This window comes from Corallococcus sp. AB045 (assembly GCF_003668895.1).
GTDB classification, from domain to species: Bacteria; Myxococcota; Myxococcia; order Myxococcales; family Myxococcaceae; genus Corallococcus; species Corallococcus coralloides.
Window position 1 is genome coordinate 53126 of the sequence record NZ_RAWN01000010.1, and the last position, 24789, is coordinate 77914.

At 70.5% G+C, this 24789-nt stretch carries 15 protein-coding genes; 10 read left to right on the plus strand and 5 right to left on the minus strand.

Annotation, left to right across the window (positions count from 1 at the left end):
• Positions 1-2 precede the first annotated feature (2 nt).
• Positions 3-572: a DUF420 domain-containing protein gene (locus D7Y21_RS04180; protein ID WP_120562082.1), complete on the minus strand. Its 570-nt coding sequence runs from the start codon at positions 570-572 to the stop codon at positions 3-5.
• Positions 573-906: 334 nt separating this feature from the next.
• Here D7Y21_RS04180 and D7Y21_RS04185 point away from each other — a divergent pair, with 334 nt between their 5' ends.
• The 5 genes from D7Y21_RS04185 to D7Y21_RS04205 all read left to right on the plus strand — a co-directional run bounded on the left by D7Y21_RS04185 (position 907) and on the right by D7Y21_RS04205 (position 10223).
• On the plus strand, positions 907-2730 hold the full coding sequence (locus D7Y21_RS04185; RefSeq protein ID WP_233611971.1) for a DUF1585 domain-containing protein: 1824 nt from the start codon (positions 907-909) through the stop codon (positions 2728-2730).
• Positions 2730-3401, plus strand: coding sequence for a hypothetical protein (locus D7Y21_RS04190; protein ID WP_120562080.1), 672 nt, complete (start codon positions 2730-2732; stop codon positions 3399-3401). Before D7Y21_RS04185 ends, D7Y21_RS04190 begins: the two co-directional genes overlap by 1 nt.
• A gap of 17 nt (positions 3402-3418) precedes the next feature.
• Entirely contained in the window at positions 3419-4837 is a 1419-nt protein-coding gene (locus tag D7Y21_RS04195; protein ID WP_121711399.1) for a DUF1501 domain-containing protein, read from the plus strand.
• 21 nt (positions 4838-4858) lie between these two features.
• A complete protein-coding gene (locus tag D7Y21_RS04200) occupies positions 4859-6409 on the plus strand; it encodes a cytochrome c (RefSeq protein WP_121711401.1) in 1551 nt (516 codons plus the stop codon).
• A 94-nt stretch (positions 6410-6503) separates the two neighbouring features.
• On the plus strand, positions 6504-10223 hold the full coding sequence (locus D7Y21_RS04205) for an FG-GAP-like repeat-containing protein (protein WP_121711403.1): 3720 nt from the start codon (positions 6504-6506) through the stop codon (positions 10221-10223).
• Position 10224: 1 nt separating this feature from the next.
• Here D7Y21_RS04205 and D7Y21_RS04210 read toward each other — a convergent pair whose 3' ends face one another.
• The gene (locus D7Y21_RS04210) at positions 10225-11178 is read right to left on the minus strand and encodes a DMT family transporter (RefSeq protein WP_121711406.1); all 954 of its coding nucleotides are present in this window, start codon (positions 11176-11178) and stop codon (positions 10225-10227) included.
• 72 nt (positions 11179-11250) lie between these two features.
• Positions 11251-13833 (minus strand): DNA ligase D, encoded by a 2583-nt coding sequence (gene ligD / locus D7Y21_RS04215; RefSeq protein ID WP_120562075.1) that lies wholly within the window; start codon positions 13831-13833, stop codon positions 11251-11253.
• 251 nt (positions 13834-14084) lie between these two features.
• Here ligD and D7Y21_RS04220 point away from each other — a divergent pair, with 251 nt between their 5' ends.
• The 5 genes from D7Y21_RS04220 to argE all read left to right on the plus strand — a co-directional run bounded on the left by D7Y21_RS04220 (position 14085) and on the right by argE (position 20348).
• Entirely contained in the window at positions 14085-14573 is a 489-nt protein-coding gene (locus D7Y21_RS04220; RefSeq protein ID WP_121711407.1) for a DUF2383 domain-containing protein, read from the plus strand.
• 44 nt (positions 14574-14617) lie between these two features.
• On the plus strand, positions 14618-16000 hold the full coding sequence (hutF, locus tag D7Y21_RS04225; protein WP_121711409.1) for a formimidoylglutamate deiminase: 1383 nt from the start codon (positions 14618-14620) through the stop codon (positions 15998-16000).
• A 61-nt stretch (positions 16001-16061) separates the two neighbouring features.
• A complete protein-coding gene (locus tag D7Y21_RS04230; RefSeq protein ID WP_121711411.1) occupies positions 16062-17537 on the plus strand; it encodes a hypothetical protein in 1476 nt (491 codons plus the stop codon).
• Positions 17538-17683: 146 nt separating this feature from the next.
• The gene (locus D7Y21_RS04235; RefSeq protein WP_121711413.1) at positions 17684-19111 is read left to right on the plus strand and encodes a hypothetical protein; all 1428 of its coding nucleotides are present in this window, start codon (positions 17684-17686) and stop codon (positions 19109-19111) included.
• A gap of 94 nt (positions 19112-19205) precedes the next feature.
• Positions 19206-20348 carry an acetylornithine deacetylase gene (gene argE, locus D7Y21_RS04240; protein ID WP_121711415.1) on the plus strand — a complete coding sequence of 381 codons (1143 nt, stop codon included), beginning with the start codon at positions 19206-19208 and terminating at the stop codon, positions 20346-20348.
• 9 nt (positions 20349-20357) lie between these two features.
• On the opposite strand, the gene D7Y21_RS04245 is transcribed toward argE, so the two are convergent.
• Both D7Y21_RS04245 and mfd read right to left on the minus strand, forming a co-directional pair.
• Positions 20358-21089, minus strand: a complete 732-nt coding sequence (locus D7Y21_RS04245; protein WP_120562069.1) for a DUF2652 domain-containing protein — start codon at positions 21087-21089, stop codon at positions 20358-20360.
• Between the two features lie 36 nt (positions 21090-21125).
• Positions 21126-24710 (minus strand): transcription-repair coupling factor, encoded by a 3585-nt coding sequence (mfd, locus tag D7Y21_RS04250; RefSeq protein WP_121711417.1) that lies wholly within the window; start codon positions 24708-24710, stop codon positions 21126-21128.
• Between the last annotated feature and the right edge of the window lie 79 nt (positions 24711-24789).

A 24789-nucleotide genomic window follows, 5' to 3' on the forward strand; every position in this document is an offset into this window, starting at 1 on the left:
CTTCAGGACACCGCGGGCACGCCGCCGCGCAGCATGAAGAACACCACCACGCCCGTCACCGACACGTAGAGCCAGATGGGCGCCAGCCACCGCGTCACCTTGCGGTGCCGGGCGAACTGCTGCCGCCAGGAGAAGTAGAAGGCCACCAGCGCCATGGGCAGCACCGGCATGGACAGGAGCACGTGGCTGGCCAGCAGCGTCAGGTACAGCCCTCGGAAGTCGCCCACGTAGCGCGTGTCCCCGTGCACGAAGTGGTAGGCGAGGTAGCCCACCAGGAACAGCGCGGACGCGGCGAACGCGCTCACCATTAGATTCTGGTGCACCTTCCGCGCGCCGCGCTTGATGGCCACCCAGCCGCCCAAAAGCAGCGCCGCCGCCGTCGCGTTGAGCCCCGCGTTCACCGCCGGCATGAAGCGCAGGTCCACGCCCATGCCCGCGCCTCCGCGCCGGATGAGCAGCAGCCACGCCAGCAGCGCCAGCGCGCCAGCGGACACCACGCCGATCGCGATGAAGAAGGAGCGGTCGTTGGTGGACGAAGACGACGGGGTGAGCCCGGAAGCGGCGTTGGACATGTCTCCCTTGTGGACCGCGTCCGGACAGCTTGCAACAGGGACTCCAAGCGGAATCCGGCTAATGCCTACATGTCGGTTGAATGGAATCGGTTAGGTCAACTGGATATCAAACCGGAAATTCCTTCATACTTCGGTCCACTGCGTCACCCCCGACCCCCCCTCTCGGAGGTTCCCCGTGTTCAGCGTGCGTTGCCTTGCCCCCCTGGCGAGCGCCGCCCTCCTGCTCGCCCTGCCCGCAGCCGCTGAAGAAGCGGTGTGCGCGCCCGTGGCGAAGGTTCCCTTGGAGCGGCATCTACGTCAGCTTTCTCTCGATTTGCTGGGACGTCCTCCGACCATGGAGGAGTACAAGGCGTTCCAGGCCAAGGGCTCCGTCACGGCGGAAGACGTCCGCGCGATGATGAAGGACGAGTCCTTCTACGCCCGGATGCGCAACTACCACCGCGCGCTGCTGCGCTCGAACATCAACTCGAGCGTGCAGGGCAACGGCGACTACCGCGTGTCCGGCACGCCGCTGAGCTTCGCGGGCAACAACTCCAACAACCTGCGCGGTGGCCAGAGCCAGCGCTGTGATGGGGAGATCGCGCAGGACAGCTGCAAGGCGAACCCGCAGGACCCCCACCAGGACAACTCCACGGCCCCCGCCTGCCGTGACGCGCAGGGCATTCCGCTGCCGGTCAGCTACGACTACGACACGAACTTCTACCAGTGCCGCCAGCTGGACGTGGCCTCCACGGCGCCGGAGCTGAAGTTCGCGGACTGCAACGCGCTGAAGGCCGACGCGACGTACGGCAAGTACGTGAACTTCTGCGACAACCGCTTCCTGGCGTCCGCGGGCAAGTCCGTGGGCTACCTCTGCCTGCCGGACCCGAACAAGAACACCACCAACGTGCTGGTGGCGTCGCCGGCCACGGGCACCATCACCGAATGGGTGCAGCCGGCGGGTGGGACCGGCACCCTGACGTTGAAGCGCTGCGGGTTCGACATCAAGACGGACGTCAACAACAGGCCGACCCGCGACGGCGTCTGGGCGACGCAGCGCGGCTGCGTGCAGCGCGAGGGCTACGTCACCACCACGGTGCAGCCCTTCTGGTCCACCACCACGGAGACCGTGAAGGTGTGTGCCGTGGAGGCGCAGGACCGCGCGGCGAACCCGTACACGGGCGAGTCCTGTGAGACGCCGCGCTTCAACAGCGACCGCAGCTGCGGCTGCGGCGACAAGATGCGCCGCTGCGAGATCGCCGACGTGCACACCGCGCGCGTGGCCGCCTTCAACGAGGAGCCGCTCTACATCACGGACTCCGTGGTGCGGAACGACGAGCCCTACTTCAACATCCTCACCACCCGCGGCTCCTTCGTGAACGGCCCGCTGGCGGAGTTCTACAAGCAGCGCCAGGGCGTGGGCGTCTTCAGCATCAAGTCCCCCGCGGACGCGGCCACGCTGCCCGCCGTGACGTACGCGAACGCCACCGAGTGGACCTCGTACGTCCGCGACAACACCCACTCCGGCGTGCTCACCACGCCCGCGTTCCTCTACCGCTTCCCCACGCAGCGCGCCCGCGTGAACCATTTCTACGAGGCGTTCCTCTGCAAGCACTTCGCCCCGGCCGCGGACGCGAACCTGCCGTCCCCGGACGACATCTGCAACCGGAGCAACAACCTGGCCACGCGCTGCGGCTGCAACTACTGCCACGCCACCATCGAGCCCACGGGCGCGCACTGGGGCCGCTACGCGGAGCGCTCCGCGCTGTTCCTGTCCCCGGACCAGTTCCCCCGCCTGGACGTGAAGTGCCGCGACTGCGCCATCAACGGTGACACCAACTGCGGCGGCGAGTGCAGCCAGTACGTGATGCAGGCCTTCGACGGCGACGGCGCCAACTCGCTGGGCCTCCTGAAGACCTACCTCTACCGCAGCCCGGCCGAGGAGAAGAACATCGAGGGCGGTCCGCAGGCGCTGGTGGAGCGCATGATGGAGACGGGCGACCTGGAGCGCTGCACCGTCAAGCGCGTCTGGAACGAGTTCCTGGGCCGCGCCATGACGGCCGAGGAGCAGCGCATGTACCTCCAGACGCTGTCGCAGGACTTCGCCAAGAACAACCACAGCCTCAAGGGCCTCATCGAGCAGGTGGTGATGTCCGACGCGTACCGGAGGATCGACTGATGCGCCGCCTTCTGCTGACCGCGCTGCTCGCGCTCGCCACGGGCTGCACCCAGGGCTCCGTGGACGTCCCCGCCAAGCCCGTCCCGCTGGACGCCCAGCTGGACCCGGTGCCCAACCCGCACGGGAACACGGACCAGATCGACCCGCTGCCGGACCCGGAGGCCCAGGGCGGCAGCGTGGGCCGCGCGCCCCGCCGCCTCACCGTCGCGCAGCTCAAGGAGTCCATCCGCATCGCCGTGGGCATGGAGTGGGATGAGCTGGAGGCGCGCGCCCAGTCGCTGGGCCGCGCCGACTACGCGCTCATCACTTCGGAGAACACGGAGCCCAACCTCGTCTTCGCCCGCTTCCTGGACGACGGCGCGCGCAAGGTCTGCATCGCCCAGGCGCAGAAGGACATCGCGCAGGTGGACGTGAGCTTGCGCACCCTGGGGCGCACGCTGCCTTCGCCCATGAGCGACCTGACGAAGCTCACGGACGCGCAGGTGGACGAAACGCTCGTGTACCTCTCCACCCGGTTCTGGGGCGCGCCCCTCGCCGGTGAGGAGCTGACGCGCTACGCGACGTTCTTCCGCAAGGCCGCGGCCCGGGCCGAAACCCTCAAGAAGCGCGACCAGGCGCTGGCGGTGGTCTGCATCGCCATGCTGACGGACTCGCGCTTCATCACCTACTGACCTTGACGGTGCCTGCGATGAAGAAGACACGCCAAGACGACCTCAGCAGCCCCGAGCGCCGCACCTTCCTCAAGGCCGGAGCCGGCTTCATGGGCTCCCTCCTCCTGGGAGGCATCCCCTTCAAGGCCGTGGCCCAGGCGACGAACCTGGCCCCGCCCGACCGCTGCTTCGTGTTCGTTTACTTCAGCGGAGGGTGGGATCAGCTGCTCGCGTTCGACCCGCGTGACCCGGCGGTGTTCACCGCCGACCGCGTCAGCGAGACGCGCATCATGCCGGGCTACAGCCTGCTCACCGACGGGGCCTTCGCGCAGACCCCCGTCACCCCCAAGGAGCGGGCGGGGGCGGGCCCGTCGAACATCGCGTTCGGGCCGGCCATCGGCGACCCGCGCGTGGCCAACCTGTCGGACCACTACGACCTGATGACGGTGGTGCGCGGCATCAACATGAGCACGCTCACCCACGAGGTGGGCTACCGCTACTTCCTCACCGGGAAGATGCCCATCGGCAGCGCGGCGCGCGGCTCCTCCACCGCCACGGAGATCGTGGGCCAGATGAAGCCCACGGTGCCCATCCCGTCCATCGCCCAGGGCGTGGAGTCCTACAACGACCGCTACGGCGGCTACGCCAACGCGCTGCGCGTCAGCGGCCTGGCGGACCTGGTGCTCACGCTGGACCCGCCCGTGGCGTCGCGCCAGCTGGACAGCGAAATCGAGAAGAGCCTCATCGACCTCAACGGCATGCCCATCACCTGCGAGGAGCAGGCGCTCACCGCGCGGGGCGTGGGCACCGCCTATGAGAGCAGCCGCGGCCAGATGCAGACCGTGATGGAGAACAAGCTGTCGGACTCGTTCCGCTTCCAGCTGGCGGCCAACCAGTCCGTGCGCGACTTCTACGGGCTCAACAACCAGGCCTACCCGTACAACAGCGCCGCGGGCCGCGCGGCCATGGTGGCCACCGCCCTGAAGAAGGGCATCAGCCAGTGCGTGTCCATCAACCTGGCGGGCGGCCTGGACACCCACTTCGGCACGCAGCAGACGCACGCGACCAACCAGCGCGCGGGCTTCAACGCGCTGAACCTGCTGGTGACGGACCTGCGCGCCACCCAGCACCCGGGCGGCGGCAACTTCATGGACCACACCACCATCCTGGTGTTCAGCGAGTTCGCTCGCACGCCCACCATCAACGCCACGGGCGGCCGCGACCACCACCTGTCCAACAGCTGCCTGCTGATGGGCGCGGGCATCAAGCACAACCTGGTGGTGGGCCGCAGCGGTGACATTGGCATGTCGCCGGGCCTGGTGGACCTGCGCACGGGCGCCAATGATCCGAACGGCTCCAACATCTTCCCCGAGCACATCATCGCCACGGTGCTGGCCTCGGCGAAGCTGGACTACAGCATCACGCGGGTGGACCCGCTGCGGTTCATCCTTGCCTGAACCTTGATGAGCACTCCCCTCATGCGTCCCCGTCCGCGCCACGGTTCCCCCACCGTGGCGCGCTTCCTCCCCACCTCGCTCCTGCTGATGTCCGCGGTGCTGTCCGCCGCATGCGGCGAGGACGCACCTCCGGGCAGCGACCCGGCGAAGCCCGCGGCATTCACGGCCACGCGGGTCACCACGGCGCAGTCGCTGGCCGCGGTGCCCGGCTTCGCGGACCAGTCCGGCGGCGGCATCTTCGCCACCGCGACGGGTGAGGCCGTGCGCCTGCGGCTGGATGGCAGCAAGGCCGCGCTCTCCGCCCACCCGAAGAACACGGCGGCGCTGGGCTCGGTGCGCGCCACCTTCCGCCTGGGGCCGCACAGCGCCCTGGTGGAGACGGACCGCGGCCTGTTCCTCGCGGACCAGGGCTGGCTCATCGAACCGCTGTGGCAGGAGGTGCTGGGCACCGGCATCGTCGCCACCGCGCGGACCGCGGACGGCGCCGCCTGGATTGCCCACCCCACGGGCCTGTTCCAGATTCAAGGCGGCGTGCTCGCGTCGCTGAAGCTGTCCGGGCAGCCGCTCACCGGCATCACCACCATGGCGGCCGCGCCCGCGGAGGACGGCCTCGCGGGCCTGTGGTTCGCGCGCGAGGGCAAGCTGAACGTGGTGGTGGCGTCCGCGCCGGGCGTCTACCAGGTGCGCGGCACGGACGCGCCTCTCGCCGGAGGTGAGACGGTGCGCGCGCTCGCGGGGCTGAGCGCGGGCACGGGCACGGCGGGTGAGGCCTGGGTGCTCACCAGCACCCGCGTGCTGCGCCGGAACACGGACGGCTGGAGCACGGTGCCGCTGCCGGCGCTGCCCGAACAGCTGCTGGGCGCGGGGCGCTACCTCTGGGCCCGCGCCGGGGACCGGCTCTTCACCTACGACGCGGACACGAAGCTCTGGGGCTCCGCGGAGGGGCTGCCATCCGGCGCGGTGACGCTGCTGGCCGCGGACGAGAGCGGCTGCGCGTGGCTGCGCGTGGGTGAGCAGGCCCTGGCCATCAGCCAGACGCCGGCGCCGCGCGTGACGGGCATGCACCAGGGCATGCTGGTGGTGGATGACGGGCTGGTGGTCCAGGCCCGCCTGCCGCCGGGCACTCCGCCGAAGAGCGTCCACTTCCAGTTGGAAGGCCAGGAGGTCGAAGCCACCGGGCCCGCGTTCAGCATGGGCGGCCTGGAGGCGGACGGCGAGACGCTCAAGGCGTTCTCCTTCACCACCCTGGCGCCGGGCGGCCACACGCTGAGCGTCGTGTCCCGCTTCGAGGACGGCACGGAGGCGCGCCGGCAGATGCCCTTCCTCTACCAGCCGCTCGCCACCGTCCCCAGCTGGGCGCGCGACATCCGGCCCATCCACGAAGCCCGCTGCGCCAAGTGCCACACCCCCGGCGGCAACGGCCGGGCGCTGAACACCTACGAATTGTGGAAGTCCAACGCCCAGCTCATCAACGCGGCGGTGCGCGACGTGCGCATGCCCGCGGACGGGCCGTTGGATCAGCAGGGCATCGCCCTCATCCAGCGGTGGGTGTCTTCCGGCGCGCTGCCCTGAAGTCCCTGCTTCAAGACTGCTTCTCCGTCAGTTGCATGCGCCCGTCTTCCTTTCGTCCCGGGGGAGGACGGGCGCCCCCTTCCGAGGCACCCCCATGAAACGTCTCCTCCGCGCGACCCCCCTCGCCGCGCTGCTGACCCTGGCCTGTGACGGTGAGCTCAAGCCCGCCGACCAGCTTCCCTACGTGGGCCCCTGCGAGGGCCTTGCCCCGCTGACGCTGTCGGCGGAGCCCACCACGGTGCGCTCCGGCAGCGTGGCCACGCTGACGGCCGGCGGCGGCAGCGGCCACTACTCCTTCCGCGCGGAGGCAGGCGGCTCCTCCGGCGACGTGCGTGGCAATCGCTTCGTCGCGGGCGGCACGCCCGGCGAGGACACGCTGACGGTGGTGGACGAGCAGTGCGGCGGCGCCACCAGCGTGCGGGTGAAGGTGATCTCCAGGTTCGGCGTCGCGCCCGCGCGCGCGATGCTGCGGCCGGGCACGTCCTTTCAAATCGCCATCGAAGGGTTGGTGGGCACGGCGACCTTCGCGCTCACCAACAACGGCTCCGGCGCCACGCTCTCCGACGCGGGCCTCTACACGGCGGGGCAGGTGGAGGCGCTGGACGTCATCACGGTGCGCGACACGAAGTCCGGCGACACGGAGTCGCTCCAGTACACCGTGAGCAAGGCCGCGAAGCTGGTGGGCGACCCGCAGTACCTGGGCGTGCCGTCGGGCAGTTCCGCGCCGCTGGGCACGACGGGCGGCTCGGACCGCGTGACGTGGACGAAGAAGTCCGGCCCCGGCTCCGTGGTGAACGGCCGCATCGTGGTGGAGGCGGGCGCGGCAGGCACCGTCGTGCTGGAGGCGAAGGACGCCTTCACCGGCGACGTGGCCCCGGTGTCGGTGCGCGTGCTGGACGAGCTGACGCGGCCCCTGCTGGCGCACGGCAAGCTGTCGGACGTGGCCACGCTGGTGACCGCGGACTTCGACGGCGACGGCATCCAGGACCTGGCGGTGGGCCAGCGCGAGAGCGAGCTGGCGCGCCCCACGGGCGGCGCGGTGTTCATCTACAAGGGCAGCGCGTCCGGCCTGCCCTCGAAGCCCACCTGGGTGCTGACGGGTGAGACGGAGGGCGCGCTCTTCGGTGACATGCTGGCCGCGGGTGACCTGGACGGCGACGGGATCGCGGACCTGGCGGTGTCCTCGCCGGCCGCGGACGTCACCATCGGTGACTCGGGCGCGGTGTACCTCTACTCGTTCAAGCCGGGCCAGGGGCCCGCGCTGATGAGGCCCGCGCTCACCGGCCTGGGCCGCGGCGGGTTCGGCACGGGCCTGGCCATCGCGGACGCGGATGGCGACGGGGACATGGACCTGTTCGTGGGCTCGCCCGGCGCGGACCTGTCCACCCTCTCCGGCATCAGCCGGCGCGGCGTCATCGACATCTTCATCCTCACCAAGGGTCAGACCGTTCCGGACCTGCCGGTGGTGCGCCTGGGCGGCCAGGACCTGGATGCGAGCGGCAAGTTCCTGCTGAAGAGCACCACGGAGCTGGGCCGGGCGCTCGTGGTGGCGGACCTCAACGACGACGGCCGCCCGGACCTGGCGGCGCTGCACCGGCTGACCCGCTACAACGCGGACGGCAGCACCAACGGGCAGCAGATGGCCGTGGCGGTGTACTTCGCGCGGGACTCGGCGCCGCGCTACCGCTCCGCGGCGGACCAGTACGTGCTGGTGTCCAACACCGCCGTGGAGACGATGGCCAACGAGGGCACCTTCCGCCTGGGCGCCATCCCTGGCGAGGGCAGCCGCCCCCCGTTCCTCGTGGTGATGGCGGACAAGGCGGACTCGCCGGACTTGAGCAAGGTGGGGGGCGTGGCGGCGGCGCAGGACGCGGGCGGCGCGTACCTGTTCGACCTGCGGGGCGCGACGCTGGCGGCGGACCCGTCGGTGGTGAATCCGCCGACGGTGCCGCTGGCGAACGCGTTCGCGCGCTTCTACGGCGACGCGCGGAGCATCACCGCGACGCGCAGCTGGGCGGTGATGGATGTGGACGGCACGGCGGGGCCGGAGCTGCTCCTGGGCGCGCCCTACGCGTCGGTGACGGCGGGCACGGCGACGCTGGGCAACGCGGGCAAGGTGCTGGTGTTCCCGCTCACCGGCCTGTCGAAGGACACGGTGATGAACAAGCCGCTCGCGGCGCTGGGCGGCGCGGCGAAGGCGGAGGTGCTGGGCGCGGGCCTCGCGGCGTGGAACCTGCCGTCCGGCCCGGTGCTGGCGGGCTTCTCCGGCCGCGCGTCTCTCACCCCGGGCGCCTTCACCGGCCGCGTGGATGTCTTCTCCAAGGCCGGTGCGAGCATCGCGGAGTGGTCGCGCAGCGGCATGGACGTGACGGCCAAGGCCAGCGTGGAGCGCTTCGGTGAGACCGTGGCGGTCGCGCGCCTCAACAGCAAGGTGATGGCCCTGGTGGGCTCGCCGGGCTTCTCCGGCCCGGGCCCCAACAACGACGGCGCGGACATGACCGTGGGCCGCGCGTACACCTTCGACACCGCGGAGCCGGGGAAGGCCATCGTGTCAGGGGAGGGCGCCAGCTCTCCGTGGCACGGCGGCCGCAACGTGGGCGTGGACGTGGCGTTCACGGACTTCAACGGCGACGGCCGGCCGGACATGGTGGCCGGCGCCACGGGGCTCGTCATCCCGGCCACGAACTCCGCCGCGACGGAGCGGGACCCCTACGTGCAGAACGCCTGCATGACGACGGCCACCCAGTCGTTGGGCGGACTGCTGGTGTCGCTGGGCCAGTCGGACGGCACCTTCAAGCCGGCCTACCGCGTGTTCGCGCCGTCCGTGGTCACCGACTGCGACGATGCCGCGGCTGCCCGGTGCAAGCGCACCAGCATCGGCCGGGGGGTGGTGGGCGGCTTCGACTTCAACGGCGATGGCAAGCAGGACCTGGCCGTGCTGCGGGATCGCGGCTTCGAGCTGTTCCTGGGCCGTGCACCCGAGGATGCGTCGCTCGCGAAGATGACGCTGGCCTGCGACCCCCTCTACTCCTCCTTCTTCTCCGCCGCGACCGCCGGACTGCAGACGTCCGCGCCCGCCGCGTTGGGCGACCTGAACGGGGACAGATGCGATGAGGTGGCGTGGCGCTACAACGACGGCACCCGCTCCGGCATCGTCATCCTCTATGGCTACGACCCGGGGGGCACGCGGTGCGCTGCCCGCACGACGCCGTCCATGGTGCGCATCTCCGGTGACACGGAGAAGAACATCGCGCTGATGAACCTGGGCGTGGCCACCACGCGCGCGGGGAAGTTCCTGGGGGACTCGCGCGACTTCATCGCGGTGACGGCCAACAACTACCTGTTCGAAGGCGTGAACCAGCCCACGGTGCTGCTCTACGACGTCGCCGCCATCAACGCGAGGCGCCCGGCCTCCTCCGGCGAGACCCTGGTGGGCGCCATCAACGACGGGCTGACGCCCATTCCCGTGACGTACCGCGCCCGCGCGGTGAGCTTCGGCACGTCGCTGTCGGGCGGCACGGACCTGAATGGCGACAGCGTGCCGGACCTGTGGGTGGGCGCGCCCAACGCGTCGGTGGCCTCGGACGGCGACGGCGCGGCGTTCCTCTTCGCCGGTGGCGCGAGGTCCACGGGCGCGCTGTCGCCGTTCCTGCTGGTGGTGGGAGACGGCGCGGAGCGCTCCTATCTGGGCCAGTCCATCGCGGTCGTCCCGGGCTCCGGAGGCTCGCCGCCGTCGGTCGTCATCGGCGCGCCGAGGAGCTACCGCACCGGCACGCAGAACGGCACGGCGTACTCGCTGCCCCTGCCGTTCTGATTCACCCCGCGGGCGGGGCTTCCGGAGGCACCTTCGCCTCCGGGGCCTCGTCGCGGTTGGCGAGCGCCGCCGCCGTGAGGATGAGCACGCCGCCCGCGAGCAGCGACGGCGTGAGCGGCTCGTCCAGCAGCGCCACGCCCAGCGTCACCGCCACCAGCGTGTCCAGCAGCGCCATGGCGCCCAGCGCCGCCAGCGAGATGCGCGGCAGGAGCCAGTACAGGCACTGGTAGGTGAGCACCGTCCCGCCCAGCGCCAGGTACAGGAGCGCGCCCACCGCCTTCGGGGTCCAGTGCGACGGCTGGCTCCACTCGAACATCGCGGACGCGGAGAGCAGCAGCGCCGCGCTGCTCAACGTCTGCACCAACGTCAGCAGATGCGGCGGCACGTGCGTCATGTGCCGGCGCACCAGCACGTTGGCCACCGCCACCACCGACGCCGCGAACAGCGTCATCGCGCAGCCCAGCAGCACCTGCCCGGAGAAGCTGAGCGACACCAGCTCCTGGTGCTGGAGCGCCACCACGCCCGTCAGGCCCAGCCCCGCCGCGAAGAGCTTGCGCCCGGTGAGTGGCTGGTCCGGAAACACCACGCGCCCCACCAGCAGCAGCCACACGGGGAAGGTGGAGAAGAGCAGCGCGGACCAGCTGGAGGGAATCCATTGCTGCGCCACGAAGAGCATCCCGAAGGGCACCGCCAGCTGGAGTATGCCCAGCCCCGCGATGCGCCACCCGGTGCCGCCCCCCAGCGCCGTCCCGCGCGAGCGCGCGAAGGGCAACAGCGCCACCCCGGCCACGAGCATGCGCGTGCCCACGAAGCGCAGGGGCGGCAGGTCCTCCAGCCCCACTTTGACCGCGGCCCACGTGGAGCCCCAGAGGATGAAGCAGGTGGCGTAGGCGAGGGACACCTTCCACCGCGGCGCGGGCTGCGCGGCCGGGGTCACGACGGTCACGGACGACATGGCGGCGCCGCACTAACACGCGCCGCCCCTTCGGGAAACATCCGTTCAGGGCGCGGCGCGTCAGCCGCCTGCTCACTCGTCCGGCAGCACCTGCTTCAGCCGGAGCACGGGCGCGAACAGGTCCCCCACGGCGTCCAGGCGCTTCTTCAGCGTCCTCAGGCGGAAGCGGTGCGGGTCCAGGCGGCCGTTCACCTCGCTCCACTCGAGCGGCGCGGAGAAGGGTGCGCCCTCCACGGCGCGCAGGGAGTAGGGCGCCACCACCGTCTTGCCGCGCGCGTTCTGGCCCGCGTCGATGTAGAGCCGCCCGCCGCGCTCGCGGATGGAGCGCTCCGTGGTGGCGATGTCGCCCAGCTCCTCCTCCAGCTCTCGCGCCCGCGCGTCCGCGAACGCCTGGGTGCGCGCGTAGGTGTGGCCTGGCGCCAGGGGCACCAGCACGTGCAGGCCGCGCTTGCCGGACGTCTTCGGGAAGGCCTTGAGCCCCAGCTCGTCCAGGCGCGCGTGCAGCAGGGTGGCCACCTTCACCACGTCCTTCCAGCCGCCCTCGCCAGGGTCCAGGTCGAACACCACGAAGTCCGGCTGCGCCAGCCGGGGCGCGTGGGACAGCCACATGTGCAGCGTGAGCGCGGACTGGTTGGCGAGCCACAGGAGCGCGGACGTGCTCTTCACGTTCACGTGGCGCAGCGTCTTGTCCTCGTGGCGCACGCGCAGCGTGGGCATCCACGCGGGGAGGCCGGACAGCTCGTGCCGGAAGAAGCCGGGGGCCTGGATGCCCGCGGGCCACTGCTGGTGGGCCAGGGGCCGGTCCGCGAGCACGGGCAACAGCAGCGGCGCCACCTGCTCGTAGTACGCGAACACGTCCGCCTTCGTCAGGCCGGCTTCGGGGAACAGCACGCGGTCGCCGTGTGTGAGGGCCACCTCCGGCGCGCGTTGCTTCCCACGCTGCGTCTTCACGGCGGGCGCCTTCGCGGTGCGGGCAGCGGCCTGCACCGGCGCGCGCCGCGAGCCCCGGCGTGCGGCGCCTTCGATGGGGGCGGGGTGTTCGCGCACGACCTCCTGCGGCACCTTGTCGCTGCGCAGGCCCTGGAACACGGGGTGGCGCAGGCGGCCGTCCTTCGTCCATTCGGTGAAGTTCACCTGCGCCACGTACTTCGGCTTCACCCAGACGGTGTCCGTGTTCGTGGGCGCATCCACGGCGGTGGGCTTCTTCACGCGCGTGGCGTCCAGCAGCCAGCGCAGCTCGCGGCGGTCCTTCGACGTGTAGCCCGTGCCCACCTTGCCCACGTCGTGGAAGCCGTCCTTGCCGCGCACTCCCACGCGCAGCGCGCCAATCTCCGACTTCGCCCGCTCGTTCTTGATGGGCAGGTAGCCCAGGATGACGACCTCCTGGCCCGCGACCACCTTCAGCTTCAGCCAGTCCCCGGAGCGCGTGCCCGTGTAGGGCGAGTCCTCGCGCTTGGCGATGAGCCCCTCCCACCCCTTGCGCCGCGCTTCCAGCAGGGCGCGCGACAGCGGCAGGTCCACCTTCTCGGAGAGCTGTAGGGGCAGCCGCGCCCCGGCCATCAGCTTCTCCAGCCGCGCGCGGCGCTCCGTATAGGGACGCTCGCGCAGGTCCTCGCCGTCCATCCACAGCAGGTCGAACACCATGAAGCGCTGCTCCGCGCCCTCTTCCGTGTTCTGCAGGATCTGGAAGCGCGAGCGGCCCTTCGTGTCGAGCGCGACAATCTCTCCATCCACGACGACGTCCTTCGCGGGCAGCTCGCGCAGCGCGGCGGTGAGCCGGGCGAAGCGGCCCGACAGGTCGTTGCCCCGGCGGCTCTGGAAGGCGAGCTTCCCGTGCGTGAGCGCGCACACGGCGCGGAAGCCGTCGTACTTCACCTCGTAGGCGTGCGTCTCGTCGTGCACCTCGTCGGACACGGCCAGCCGCGCGAGCATGGGCGGCCACACGCGCTCCAGCAGCTTCTCCGGCGTCGAGGGCGGACGGGCCGGCTTCTTCGCGGCCTTGCGCACGGCCTTCGGGAGACGGGCCGCGCGCACGGGCGCCGCGGGCTTCTTGTTGCGCAGCACGCCGGGCTTGCGAGGCCCTTGCGTCTCCACCTGTCCGCTCTTCACGGACTCGGGGCGCTCCACGGTGACGTCGTAGCCGGCCTTGGCGTATTCGTCCTTCGCCTTGAAGAAGAGCCACTGCGCCTTGCCGCCGCGTGGACGCGTGCGGATGAGGTGCCAGCGCCCCTTGAGCTTCGCGCCGTGCAGCAGGACCTCCAGGTGCCCGCGCTTCAGCTGCGCCTCGGCGTCGCCGGGAGGCACGACCTCGAAGGTCCCGGACTCCCAGAGCAGCGAATCACCGCCCCCGTACTGGTCATCCGGGATGTGACCCTCGAAGTCCGCGTAGGAGCGCGGGTGGTCCTCCGTCTGGACCGCCAGCCGCTTCACGGAAGGGTCATGGCTGGGGCCCTTGGGAATGGCCCAGCTCACCAGCACGCCGCCAATCTCCAGGCGCAGGTCGTAGTGCAGGCGCGTGGCGTCGTGCTTGTGGATGACGAAGACGGGCGCGGACGTCCTCGGAGCCACCACGTCCGGGGACGGCTCGGGGGTGAGCTGGAAGTCGCGCTTCGTCTGGTAGCGCCGCAGCCGCTTCTGGGTCTCGGAGGTCTTCACCCTCCAACGCTCTGCACAGGAGGGCGAGCGCGCAATTCCTCACATGGGTTGGTGGGCGACCAGGAGGACAGGCGCTCCATGCGGACCCGGGACCCGCTTTTCGGCCACACCCCCGAGTGAAACCCAGGCTGCCCGCCTGCTCTGGGTGCGAAGGAGGGATGGGTACCGGGGAGGGCCGTTGGTTCCGGGCGGAGGAGGCCCCACGTTGTTCGGGCCCAAGCATTCATGGCACCCGGTTGGAGGAGGCACCCATGGCCGACAAGTCCGAAGTGGAGCGCCGCCTGCACAGCCTGGCCCAGCTCGATGCCGACGCGGTGGGCGCGTACGACGTGGCCATCGCCCGCATCGGGCCCGCGCTGGTGCGCGAGCGCCTCAACAGCTTCCGCGCGGACCACCTGCGCCACGTGCAGGACCTCAACGCGCTCATCCGGCACTTCGGGGGCGAACCGGTGACGCTGCGCCCGGACCTGAAGGGCTCCGCGATGAAGGGCCTGACGGCCATGACGGGGCTGATGGGGACGGAGGCCACGCTGTGGGCCATGCTCGGCAACGAGGAGCTGTTCGACCGGGCCTATGAGCTGGCGCTCCAGTTCGAGTGGTCCCCGGAGGTGAAGGCCCTTATCCGTCAGCACCGCGAGGACGAACGCCGCCACGGCACGTGGATCCGCGACGCGGTGCGCACCCGGCCCTGGGCGGACAGCCGATTGCCCTTCATGGACACCGCCGAAATGGGCGCCTGAAGCCGCTACCGCGTGTCGCGGGGAACTGGCATACGCTGCCGCGCGTGAGCGACATCACTGTCTACCAACCCGACTTCCTCTTCACGGAAGGGCGTTTCCACGAAGGCCGCGCGCTGGCGGTGGGCGCGGATGGCCGGGTCCTCGACGCGGTGCCCGAAGGGGCGCGCGTGGAGCGGCTCGCGGGGCGGGCGCTGTTGCCGGGGCTCGTCAACGGCCACTCGCACGCGTTCCAGCGGCTCATCCGCGGACGCACCGAATACGTGGCGTCCGCTGGAGGACAGGACGACTTCTGGTCCTGGCGCGAGGCGATGTACCGCGCCGCGGAGGCGCTCACGCCGGAGGAGATCCACATCGCCTCCCGGCAGGTGTTCCTGGAGATGGTGCTCGCGGGCATCACCACGGTGGGCGAGTTCCACTACCTGCACCACCAGCCGGACGGGACACCCTACGCGGACCGCAACGCGCTGGCGCACGCGGTCATCCGCGCGGCCACGGACGTGGGGCTGCGCATCTGTCTGCTGCGGGTGGGCTACGCGCGCGCGGGCTTCAACGTGCAAGCGAACCCGCGTCAGCGCCGCTTCATCGACGCGGACGTGGACACGTTCCTGTCCACCACGGAGGCGCTGGCCCACGCGGTGCGCGGTGACGCGCGGGTGAACGTGGGGCTCGCGCCGCACAGCGTGCGCGCGGTGTCGCGGGACTGGCTGACGCAGGTGGCCCGCGCCGCGCCCGCCGGCATGCCCATCCACATGCACGTGGCGGAGCAGCCGAAGGAGATTGAAGCGTGCCTCGCGGAGCACGGCCGCCGTCCGGTGGAGCTGGTATCGGACGTGGGCCTTCTGGGGCCGCGCTTCACGGCGGTGCACGGCGTGCACCTGACGGAGGAGGAGGTGGCGCTGCTGGGCCGCGCGGAGGCCACGGTGTGCGCGTGCCCGTCCACGGAGCGCAACCTGGGCGACGGCATCGTGCCGGCGGACGCGCTGGTGAAGGCCGGAGCGCGCGTGAGCTTCGGCTCGGACAGCCAGACGGTGGTGGACCTGCTGGACGAGGCGCGGCAGCTGGAGCAGCACCTGCGGCTGGTGCGGCTGCGCCGGGCGGTGCTGGACCCGGGGACGGGGACCCTGGACGGACTGGCGGCGCGGCTCTTCGACATGGCCACGGTGCAGGGCGCGCGAAGCCTGGGGATGGGCACGGGCACGCTGTCGCCGGGGTCTCCCGCGGACTTCTTCACGGTGGACGTGAATCATCCGTCGCTGGTGGGCGCGGGCGTGGCGTCGCTCCTGCCGGGCATCGTCTTCGGGGCGGCGGGAGGCGCGGTGCGCGAGGTGGCCGTGGCGGGCCGGCTGGTGGTCCGGGACGGCCGCCATCCGCTGACGGAGGAGGGTGGCAGGGCGTTCCAGCAGCTCGCCCGGCGCCTCTATCCGTAGGACGGGGACCCGGTCCGATATGGGGGCGCCGCCGGCGCGTTGGTGGTGCGGGAGGATTCGGATGCGTTCAGGAATCTGGTTGTCTCTGGTGATGCTGATGGGACTGGCCGTGGGGGGCTGCGCCGGGCGGCAGGACCTGGAGACGCCAGACTACGAAGCCATCTACGACATGCCGCTGGAGGAGATGTGGCCGTCGGTCCGGGAGTACTTCACGGACGCGAACCTGCCCTACCGGGAGGACCGGGGCAGCCTGGTGCTGGAGACCGAGTGGAAGCAGGAGTTCGGTGGCTCCAAAATCGCCGGCTACTGGCACCGGTACATGGTCATCGGCAAGCGGGAGACGCCCACGAAGAGCAAGCTGTGGATCATCCGCATCACCAAGTCGGTGAACAAGACGCTGTCGCAGCCGGGCCGGGAGCTGGATTGGGGCGTCGGTCGCGGGGTCGGCGGAATTCTCGATGACCGCGGCACTGGGGCCCCGGGCGATTCGTCCTCGAGCGTCGCATACGGCATCTCCGTCGAGGACGACGAGGACCGGCTGGCCTTCCCGGTGGGAGAGAACGCCTTCTACGTGGACTCGGGGCAGGGGACGCGAGACCTGACCATGGAGTGGCGCGTGTTCCGGGGCATCATGCCGAAGCTCGCGAAGAAGCAGGCGGTGAGCGCGGAGCAGCAGGTGGCGAAGGCGCCGGGCGCGAAGGAAGCACCGGTGTTCACCGAGTGCGGCCAGTCCATCCTCGGGCTGAAGAAGCTGGCGAAGGAGGGCGGGGTGATGCTGCTGGGGGAGCTGCACGGCACGCAGGAGGTGCCGCGCTTCATCGTGCAGTCCGTCTGCCAGCTCGTCACGGCGGGCATGCCGGTGACGGTGGGTCTGGAGCTGCCGGTGGAGAACGAGGAGCGCATCACCACGTTCCTCCAGAGCCAGGGCGGTGAGGTGGATTGGCTCAAGCTGATGGAAGCCCCCTTCTGGCGCAGCCCGTATCCGGACGGCCGTGGCAGCGAGGCGGTGGCCAACATGCTGGAGCAGTTGCGGCAGTTGCGAGCGCAGGGCCTGGACGTGGCGGTGTTCGTCTACGACCACCCGAAGCTGTCCGGCCAGCCGCGTGAGGATGCGCTGACGAAGACGGTGCTGGCGCAGGTGAAGGCGACACCTCGGCGCTTCCATCTGGTGCTGAGTGGCAACGTCCATCCGCGCACGGCGAAGGGGCTGCCCTGGGACAAGCAGTACAAGCCCATGGGCCACCTGCTGAAGGCACAGCTCGAGGACGTCACCGCGTTGGACATGGCCTACGACAGCGGCACGGCGTGGGTCTGCGCGGCGGATGCTCAGGGACGCAAGCTGGACTGTGGTGTGAAGGAAGCGAAGGGCAAGGACAACGGCGACCGCTTCTTCGTGCACACCTGGAGCTCCGCCAACAAGGACGGCTACCACGGCGTCTTCTACGTGGGCCACGTGACGGCTTCCGAGCCCGCCGTCCTCAAGGGCCTGGGGAATCCGAACGCGCCGCCCGCGCAAGAGCCCGCGTCCGCTCCGTAACCCGTACCCGAGGGAGAAGCACAGGGGCCGTGCGAGTCACCGGAGACGGTGGCCTGCGCGGCCTCTGGTTTTTGCACGGGACCCGATATGCCCACCGCCCCCACGGCGTTGTTCAGCGCATCGGGGAACGAGAGGGGACACTGCGGATGTGCTCAAGGGTGAAAGTGGGATGGCTGGCGTTGCTCCTGGCGGTGGGCTGCGCCGGACGGCAGGACCTGGAGACGCCGGACTACGAGGCCATCTACGACGTGCCCCTGGAGGAGATGTGGCCGTCGGTCCGTGAGTACTTCACGGCCGCGCACCTGCCCTACCGCGAAGACCGCGGCAGCATGGTGCTGGAGACCGAGTGGAAGCAGGAGTTTGGCGGCTCGAAGATCGCGGGCTACTGGCACCGGTACATGGTCATGGGCAAGCGGGAGACGCCGACGAAGAGCAAGCTGTGGATCACCCGCATCACCAAGTCGGTGAACAAGACGCTGTCGCAGCCCGGCAAGGAGCTGGATTGGAGCGTCTCCCGGGTGGTTCTCAGGGGCGGTGATCCGAATATCCTGAGCGTGGAAGACGATGAGGACCGGCTGGCCTTCCCGGTGGGAGAGAATGCCTTCTACATGGAGTCGGGGCAGGGCACGCGCGACCTGACCATGGAGTGGCGCGTGTTCCGGGGCATCATGCCGAAGCTCGCGAAGCAGCAGGCGGTGAGCGCGGAGCAGCAGGTGGCGAAGGCGCCGGGCGCGAAGGAAGCACCGGTGTTCACCGAATGCGGCCAGTCCATCCTCGGGCTGAAGAAGCTGGCGAAGGTGGGTGGGGTGATGCTGCTGGGCGAGCTGCACGGCACGCAGGAGGTGCCGCGCTTCATCGCGCAGGCCGTGTGCCAGCTCGTCACGTCCGGCATGCCAGTGACGGTGGGCCTGGAGCTGCCGGTGGAGAACGAGGACCGCATCACCGCCTTCCTCCAGAGCCAGGGGGGTGACGTGGACTGGCTCAAGCTGATGGAAGCCCCCTTCTGGCGCAGCCCGTATCCGGACGGCCGTGGCAGCGAGGCGGTGGCGAACATGCTGGAGCAGCTGCGCCACCTGCGCGCGCAGGGCCTGGATGTGGCGGTGTTCGTCTACGACCACCCGAAGCTGTCCGGCCAGCCGCGTGAGGATGCGCTGACGAAGACGGTGCTGGCACAGGTGAAGGCAAAGCCGGAGCGCTTCCACCTGGTGGTGAGCGGCAACATCCACCCCCGCACGGAGAAGGGGCTGCCCTGGGACAAGCAGTACAAGCCCATGGGCCACCTGCTGAAGGCACAGCTCGAGGACGTCACGGCACTCGACATGGCCTACGACAGCGGCACGGCATGGATCTGCGCGGCGAACCAGCAGAGCAGCAAGCTGGACTGCGGTGTGAAGGAAGCGAAGGGCAAGGACAACGGGGACCGCTTCTTCATGCACACCTGGAGTTCGGCCAACGCAGAGGGCTACCACGGCGTCTTCTACGTGGGCCACGTGACGGCGTCCGAACCGGCCATCCTCAAGGGGCTGGGGAACCCGGACGCGGTGTCCACGCCGTCGCCCGCGCCGGGTCTGTAGCCCGCGGTGGCCTCCGCGCGACGCTGAGGGCACGGGCCCACTGGCGTCGCGGCGCGGGCGGTGGCATGGAGGTGGCCTGACTGGAGGCCGTCCCATGAGCGACACGCTGCCCGCCCTGCGGGCCACCCTGGCGGAACTGGTGGCACTGGACACCACGTCCTCGCGCCCCAACGCGCCCCTCATCGACTACGCCCAGGCGCGGCTGGAGGCCGCGGGCTTCACCGCCGAGCGCCAGCACTACACCGACGACGCGGGCGTGGCGAAGGTGAACCTCGTCGCGCGCAAGGGCGACGCGGACCGCGCCGCGCTGGCCCTGGTGGGCCACTCCGACTGCGTGCCCTATGACGCCGCCTGGACGGACGCGCTGCGCCTCACGGAACGCGACGGCAAGCTGTATGGCCGCGGCGCCTGTGACACCAAGGGCTTCATCGCCTGCGCGCTGCACACCGCCACGCGCAAGGACCTGCCGAAGCTGGACGCGCCCCTGCTCGTCATCCTCACCGCCGATGAAGAGGTCGGCCTCGTGGGCGCGAAGAAGCTGGTGTCCGCCGGCCTGGGCCGCGCGAGGCACGCCATCGTCGGCGAGCCCACGCGCCTCATCCCCGTGCGCGCCAACAAGGGCTACTGCCTGGCGGAGGTGGAGGTGCTGGGCAAGGAAGGGCACAGCGCGTACCCGGAGCTGGGCGCGTCCGCCATCTTCCGCGCCGGCCGCTTCCTGCACCGGCTGGAGACGCTGGCCAACACCGTCCTCCGCGAGGACCGCGACGAAGGCTTCCAGCCGCCCTTCACCACCGTGAACGTGGGCCTCATCCAGGGTGGCAAGGCGAAGAACGTCCTGCCCGGTTCCTGCCGCTTCACCGTCGAATGGCGCCCCATCCCCGGCCAGGCCGCGGAGCGCGTCCCCGAGATGCTGGAGCACATCCGCCAGGAGCTCACCCGAGACGAGCCCGCCTACGAGGCGCGCATCAAGGTCCTGCGCATGGACCGCGGCGTCCACACGCGAGGCGACGCGGACGTGGTGCGCTTCCTGGAGCAGGTCAGCGGCAACGCGTCCGAAACGGTGTCCTTCGGCACGGAGGCCCCGCAGCTCACGGAGCTGGGCGCGGAGGCCGTGGTGTTCGGCCCCGGCGACATCCGCGTCGCGCACCAGACGGGCGAGTTCGTCCCCATGGAGGACCTGGTGCGCTGCGAGGCCGCGCTCACGCAGGCCGTCGCGCGCTTCTGCACGGGCGGCTGAAGGCCGCGCTCAGGGCTTCCCGGGTGCGGCGTCTTCGACGACCTCCACGTTGCGGAAGCCCTCGCACGCCTCCTTGAAGCCGAGCACGTACTTCAGCGAGCGCAGCTCCATCGCCAGCTTGTTCCACAGCTTGCGCAGCAGGTTGGGGCGCGGCGCGGGCACGCTCGTCACCAGTGAGCTCAGTTCGATGTAGTGCGTCGGCGTGCGGCCCATGCCCTCGAAGTCGTGCTCCAGCCCCTGGCTGAGCTGGCGCAGCTCCGGCTCCAGGCGCTGGTGCACCGCGTCTGTCATCAGGACGTACTCGGACACGGGCACGTCGTTCTTCAGCATCCGGTGCAGGAGGATGACGTCCACGCCCGCCAGCTCCGTGAGGTGCTTCACCTTCTGGAAGGCGACCTCGCCGGCGTGGGCCACGAACTTGAGCGTCAGGTTGCCCACCTGCGTGCACCCGTCGCACTTGCACATGCGGTCGATGGCCAGCTGCTCCCGGCGCTCCAGGAAGGCACGGCGGATGGCCGCCACCTGCTTCGCGACCGGCGAGGTGTCCTCGCCCACGGCGTAGAAGAAGGCCGCGTCGCCTTCGAGCTTCGCCAGCTTGAACCGGCCGGACGCGTCGATGACGGCTTCCAGCAGCTGGGCCACCGTGTCCTGCGCGTGCGCGAGACCGAAGCGGTGCTGCCGCATGAAGCGGGTGTAGCCGCCGATGTCCGCGATGAGCAACAGCGCCTTCTCAATCGCCATTCGGCGGCCAGCCTATCTCAAGTCCCCGGACGTGCGTCAGTGCCGGGGCAGCGCGCAGGTGCCCACGTCGCGCAGCAGCTTGTGCGCCTCCGCCAGCAGGGCGTGCCCCTTCACCTCCGGGGGCACGCGGGCGATGAGCTTCATGTCCGGCGTCAGCCGGTAGAAGCCCTTGGAGCGCTGCACCAGCCCCGCGACCTTCGCGCCGTCCAGGAGCGCGTCTCCGCCCAGCGCCAGGGACAGCCGGGCCGGGCCCCCCTCCAGCGCGCGCAGCCGCAGCTCGCGCATGTCGATCTTGAGGAGCGTCACCTCGGAGAGGGCGTCCACCTCGTCGGGCGCCTCGCCGTAGCGGTCCACCAGCTCCGCGCGCAGGTCCGTCACCTCGTCCGGGTGGCTGGCCTGGCTGAAGCGCTTGTAGAACACCAGCCGCTGGTGCACGTCCGCCACGTAGTCGTCGGGGATGAGCGCCGGCATGGGCAGGTTGATGTCCGGCTCCACGTGCACCTTGGGCGGCTGGCCCTGGAGCTCCGCGACGGCCTCCTCCATCAGCTGCGCGTACAGGTCGAAGCCAATCTCCGCGATGGCGCCGGACTGCTTCTCGCCCAGCAGGTTGCCCGCGCCGCGGATCTCCAGGTCGTGGCTGGCGATGGAGAAGCCCGCGCCCAGCTCCGTGAAGTTCTGGAGCACCTCCAGGCGCCGCTGCGCGTCCTTCGTCACCGGGCGGCGGGTGGGCACCAGCAGGTACGCGTACGCGCGCTCCTTGCTGCGGCCCACGCGTCCGCGCAGCTGGTAGAGCTGCGCCAGGCCGAACTGGTCCGCGCGGTTGACGATCATCGTGTTGGCGCTGGAGATGTCGATGCCGCTCTCGATGATGCTGGTGCACAAGAGCACCTGGAACTTGTGCTCCGTGAACTGGAGCATCACCTTCTCCAGCTGCCCCTCGCCCATCTGGCCGTGCGCCACGCCGATGGAGACGTTCGGCAAGAGCTTCTTCAGCTCCTGCTCCATGGACGGCAGGGACTCCACGCGGTTGTGCACGAAGAAGATCTGGCCACCGCGGGCAATCTCGCGCTCGACGGCCTCCTTGATGGCGGCCTCGTCGTACTTCATCACGAAGGTGCGGATGGCCCGGCGGTCCTGCGGCGGCGTGGCGATGATGCTCATGTCGCGCACGCCGGACATGCTCATGTGCAGCGTGCGGGGGATGGGCGTCGCCGTCAGCGTCAGCACGTCCACCTGCGTGCGCAGCCGCTTGAGCGCCTCCTTCTGCTTCACGCCGAAGCGCTGCTCCTCATCCACCACCAGCAGCCCCAGGTCCTTGAAGGCCACCTCGCCCGCCAGCAGCTTGTGCGTGCCGATGACGATGTCGACCTTGCCCTCCTTGGCGCGGCGCAGGATGTCGCGGATCTCCGGCGGCTTGCGGATGCCGGAGATGACCTCCACCGTGACGGGGTAGTCCTTGAAGCGCTTCTTGAAGGAGTGGAAGTGCTGCTGCGCCAGCACCGTGGTGGGCACCAGCACCGCCACCTGCTTGCGATCCAACGTGGCCTTGAAGGCGGCGCGCATCGCCACCTCCGTCTTGCCGTAGCCCACGTCGCCGCAGACGAGCCGGTCCATCGGCTGCGCCTTCTGCATGTCCGACAGCACGTCCTCGATGGCCTTCGCCTGGTCCGGCGTCTCCTCGAACTCGAAGTCCGCCTCGAACTGGGCGAAGTAGCGGTCCGGAGGCGCGAACGCGTAGCCAGGGTGTGCCTTGCGCGCGGCGGCCATCTGCAGGAGCTCCGCCGCCATCTTGAGCAGCTGCTCCTTGACGCGCTTCTTCGTCTTCTCCCAGCTCGCCGTGCCCAGCTTGTCCAGCTGGACCTTCTCAGGGTCGCCGCCGGTGAACTTCTGGATGAGCCGCATGCGGCCCACCGGCAGGTAGATCTTGTCCCGCCCCGCGTACTCCAGGACGAGGAAGTCCCCCGGCACGCCCTGCACCTCCATCTTCGTCAGGCCCGCGTAGCGCCCGATGCCGAAGTCGGTGTGGACGATGAGGTCGCCTTCCTTCAGGTCCTTGAAGCCCGCGGCGAACGCGTCCAGCTTCTTGCTGCGCTTGACGCGGCGGCGGGAGCGGACGCCAAAAATCTCTTCATCCGCGAGCACCGCCAGACGGCCTTCCGGGTCGATGAAGCCGTGGCTCACCTCGCCGGTGAACAGGTGCGCCCAGACCGCCGGCTCGTACAGCTTCGCCGGGTCCTGCAACGCTTCCGTGTGCACCTTCACCATCACGGAGCGGTCCAACAGCAGCCGCTTCAGCCGGTCCGCCTGGCTGAGCGTGCCGCACGCCACCGCGCACGCCACGCCGGTGTCGCGCCAGCGTTGCAGCCGCTCCACCAGCGGGGTGAGCGCGCCCTCCTCACCGTGGTGCGCGAGGATGGCCTCGCGCAGGTCCTGCGTCGTGCCGAAGGTGAAGGCCACGGGCGCTTCGGACTGCGTGAGCGACAGGCCTCCGCCCTCCACCACGCGCAGGGCCTTGAGGCCCTCCGCCACGCCCTCGCGCGTGAGGAAGTGGTGCTCCGGCGGATAGGTGAGGTCCTGGCGCGCGTCCGCCTCCTCCACGCCCTTCGCCAGCTCCACCGACAATTCTTCCAGCGCGCGGTCCAGGCCCACCGGGTCGTCCAGGTAGACGACGGGCTCCGGGGCCCACGCGCGCAGGTAGTCGAAGACCGACGCCAGCCCACCCTCGAAGAAGCCGGGCAGGAGCCCCTCCAGGCCAAAGCCGGGCAGCCCTTCGCGGAGCGCGTCCAGCCGCTCGCGCAGCTTGATGGTGGGCAGGTTGATGCGGTCCGCCACCGCGCGGGCGGCGGCCTCGGCGCGCGGGCGGGTGTCGTCGGTGAGCAGCAGCTCGCGCGCGGGCACCAGGTCCACCGTCTTGAGCGCGTCCACGGTGCGCTGCGACTCCGGGTCGAAGACGCGGATGGACTCGATGGTGTCCCCGAAGAACTCCAGGCGCACCGGCCGCTCGTACAGCGGGCTGAAGACGTCCAGCAGGCCGCCGCGCACGCTGAAGGTGCCCTTGTCCTCCACCAGCGGGCTGTTCTGGTAGCCCATCAGCGCCAGCTTCCGCGCCAGCGAGTCGCGGTCGAAGTCCTGGCCCACCTCCACGCGCTGGGCCAGCCCCTCCATCACCCCCAGCGGCAGCACGCGGCGGTGCAGCGCGCGCAGGGACAGCACCAGCGCGGGGAACGGCGTGCCGCGCGCCAGGTGGAACAGCGCGCCCAGGCGCTCCGTGATGGGGCCCGCCTCCGGTGACAGCTCGTCGTACGGGAGCACCTCGTCCGCGGGCAGCCGCAGCACGCGGGGCTCCAGCAGGCTGCCGGTGCCTCCCAGGAAGAAGGCCAGGTCGTGCGCGAGCGCGTCCGCCGCTTCTTCATCCACGGCCACGCACACCAGGGGCGCGCGCAGCTCGCGGTGCAGGCGGGCGAGCAGGTGGCCGCGCGCCGCGCCCTTCACCCCCTGTGTTCGCGCGCGGTGCCCCACGCGCAGGGAGGCGAGGAGCCGGGCGAAGGCATCACCGGAGGGAGGGGGAGCACCGCCGGGCCAGGACGTGCCATCGGACTTCGGAGGAAGAGAGGTATCCATTCGGGGGCCCGTGTGGGGCCCTCGGCTAATTAGGGTGCGGCTTCTCCCAAATCAACGCTGGATGCGGACACCTGTCGTG

Bases quoted from the DNA above. Each gene is read 5' to 3' on its own strand.
- D7Y21_RS04200 (WP_121711401.1), top strand. From the start codon at position 4,859: ATGCGTCCCCGTCCGCGCCACGGTTCCCCCACCGTGGCGCGCTTCCTC.
- D7Y21_RS04180 (WP_120562082.1), bottom strand. From the start codon at position 572: ATGTCCAACGCCGCTTCCGGGCTCACCCCGTCGTCTTCGTCCACCAAC.
- D7Y21_RS04245 (WP_120562069.1), bottom strand. From the start codon at position 21,089: ATGGCGATTGAGAAGGCGCTGTTGCTCATCGCGGACATCGGCGGCTAC.
- D7Y21_RS04190 (WP_120562080.1), top strand. From the start codon at position 2,730: ATGCGCCGCCTTCTGCTGACCGCGCTGCTCGCGCTCGCCACGGGCTGC.
- D7Y21_RS04195 (WP_121711399.1), top strand. From the start codon at position 3,419: ATGAAGAAGACACGCCAAGACGACCTCAGCAGCCCCGAGCGCCGCACC.
- D7Y21_RS04210 (WP_121711406.1), bottom strand. From the start codon at position 11,178: ATGTCGTCCGTGACCGTCGTGACCCCGGCCGCGCAGCCCGCGCCGCGG.
- mfd (WP_121711417.1), bottom strand. From the start codon at position 24,710: ATGGATACCTCTCTTCCTCCGAAGTCCGATGGCACGTCCTGGCCCGGC.
- D7Y21_RS04230 (WP_121711411.1), top strand. From the start codon at position 16,062: ATGCGTTCAGGAATCTGGTTGTCTCTGGTGATGCTGATGGGACTGGCC.
- D7Y21_RS04205 (WP_121711403.1), top strand. From the start codon at position 6,504: ATGAAACGTCTCCTCCGCGCGACCCCCCTCGCCGCGCTGCTGACCCTG.
- D7Y21_RS04220 (WP_121711407.1), top strand. From the start codon at position 14,085: ATGGCCGACAAGTCCGAAGTGGAGCGCCGCCTGCACAGCCTGGCCCAG.
- argE (WP_121711415.1), top strand. From the start codon at position 19,206: ATGAGCGACACGCTGCCCGCCCTGCGGGCCACCCTGGCGGAACTGGTG.
- D7Y21_RS04185 (WP_233611971.1), top strand. From the start codon at position 907: ATGGAGGAGTACAAGGCGTTCCAGGCCAAGGGCTCCGTCACGGCGGAA.
- D7Y21_RS04235 (WP_121711413.1), top strand. From the start codon at position 17,684: ATGTGCTCAAGGGTGAAAGTGGGATGGCTGGCGTTGCTCCTGGCGGTG.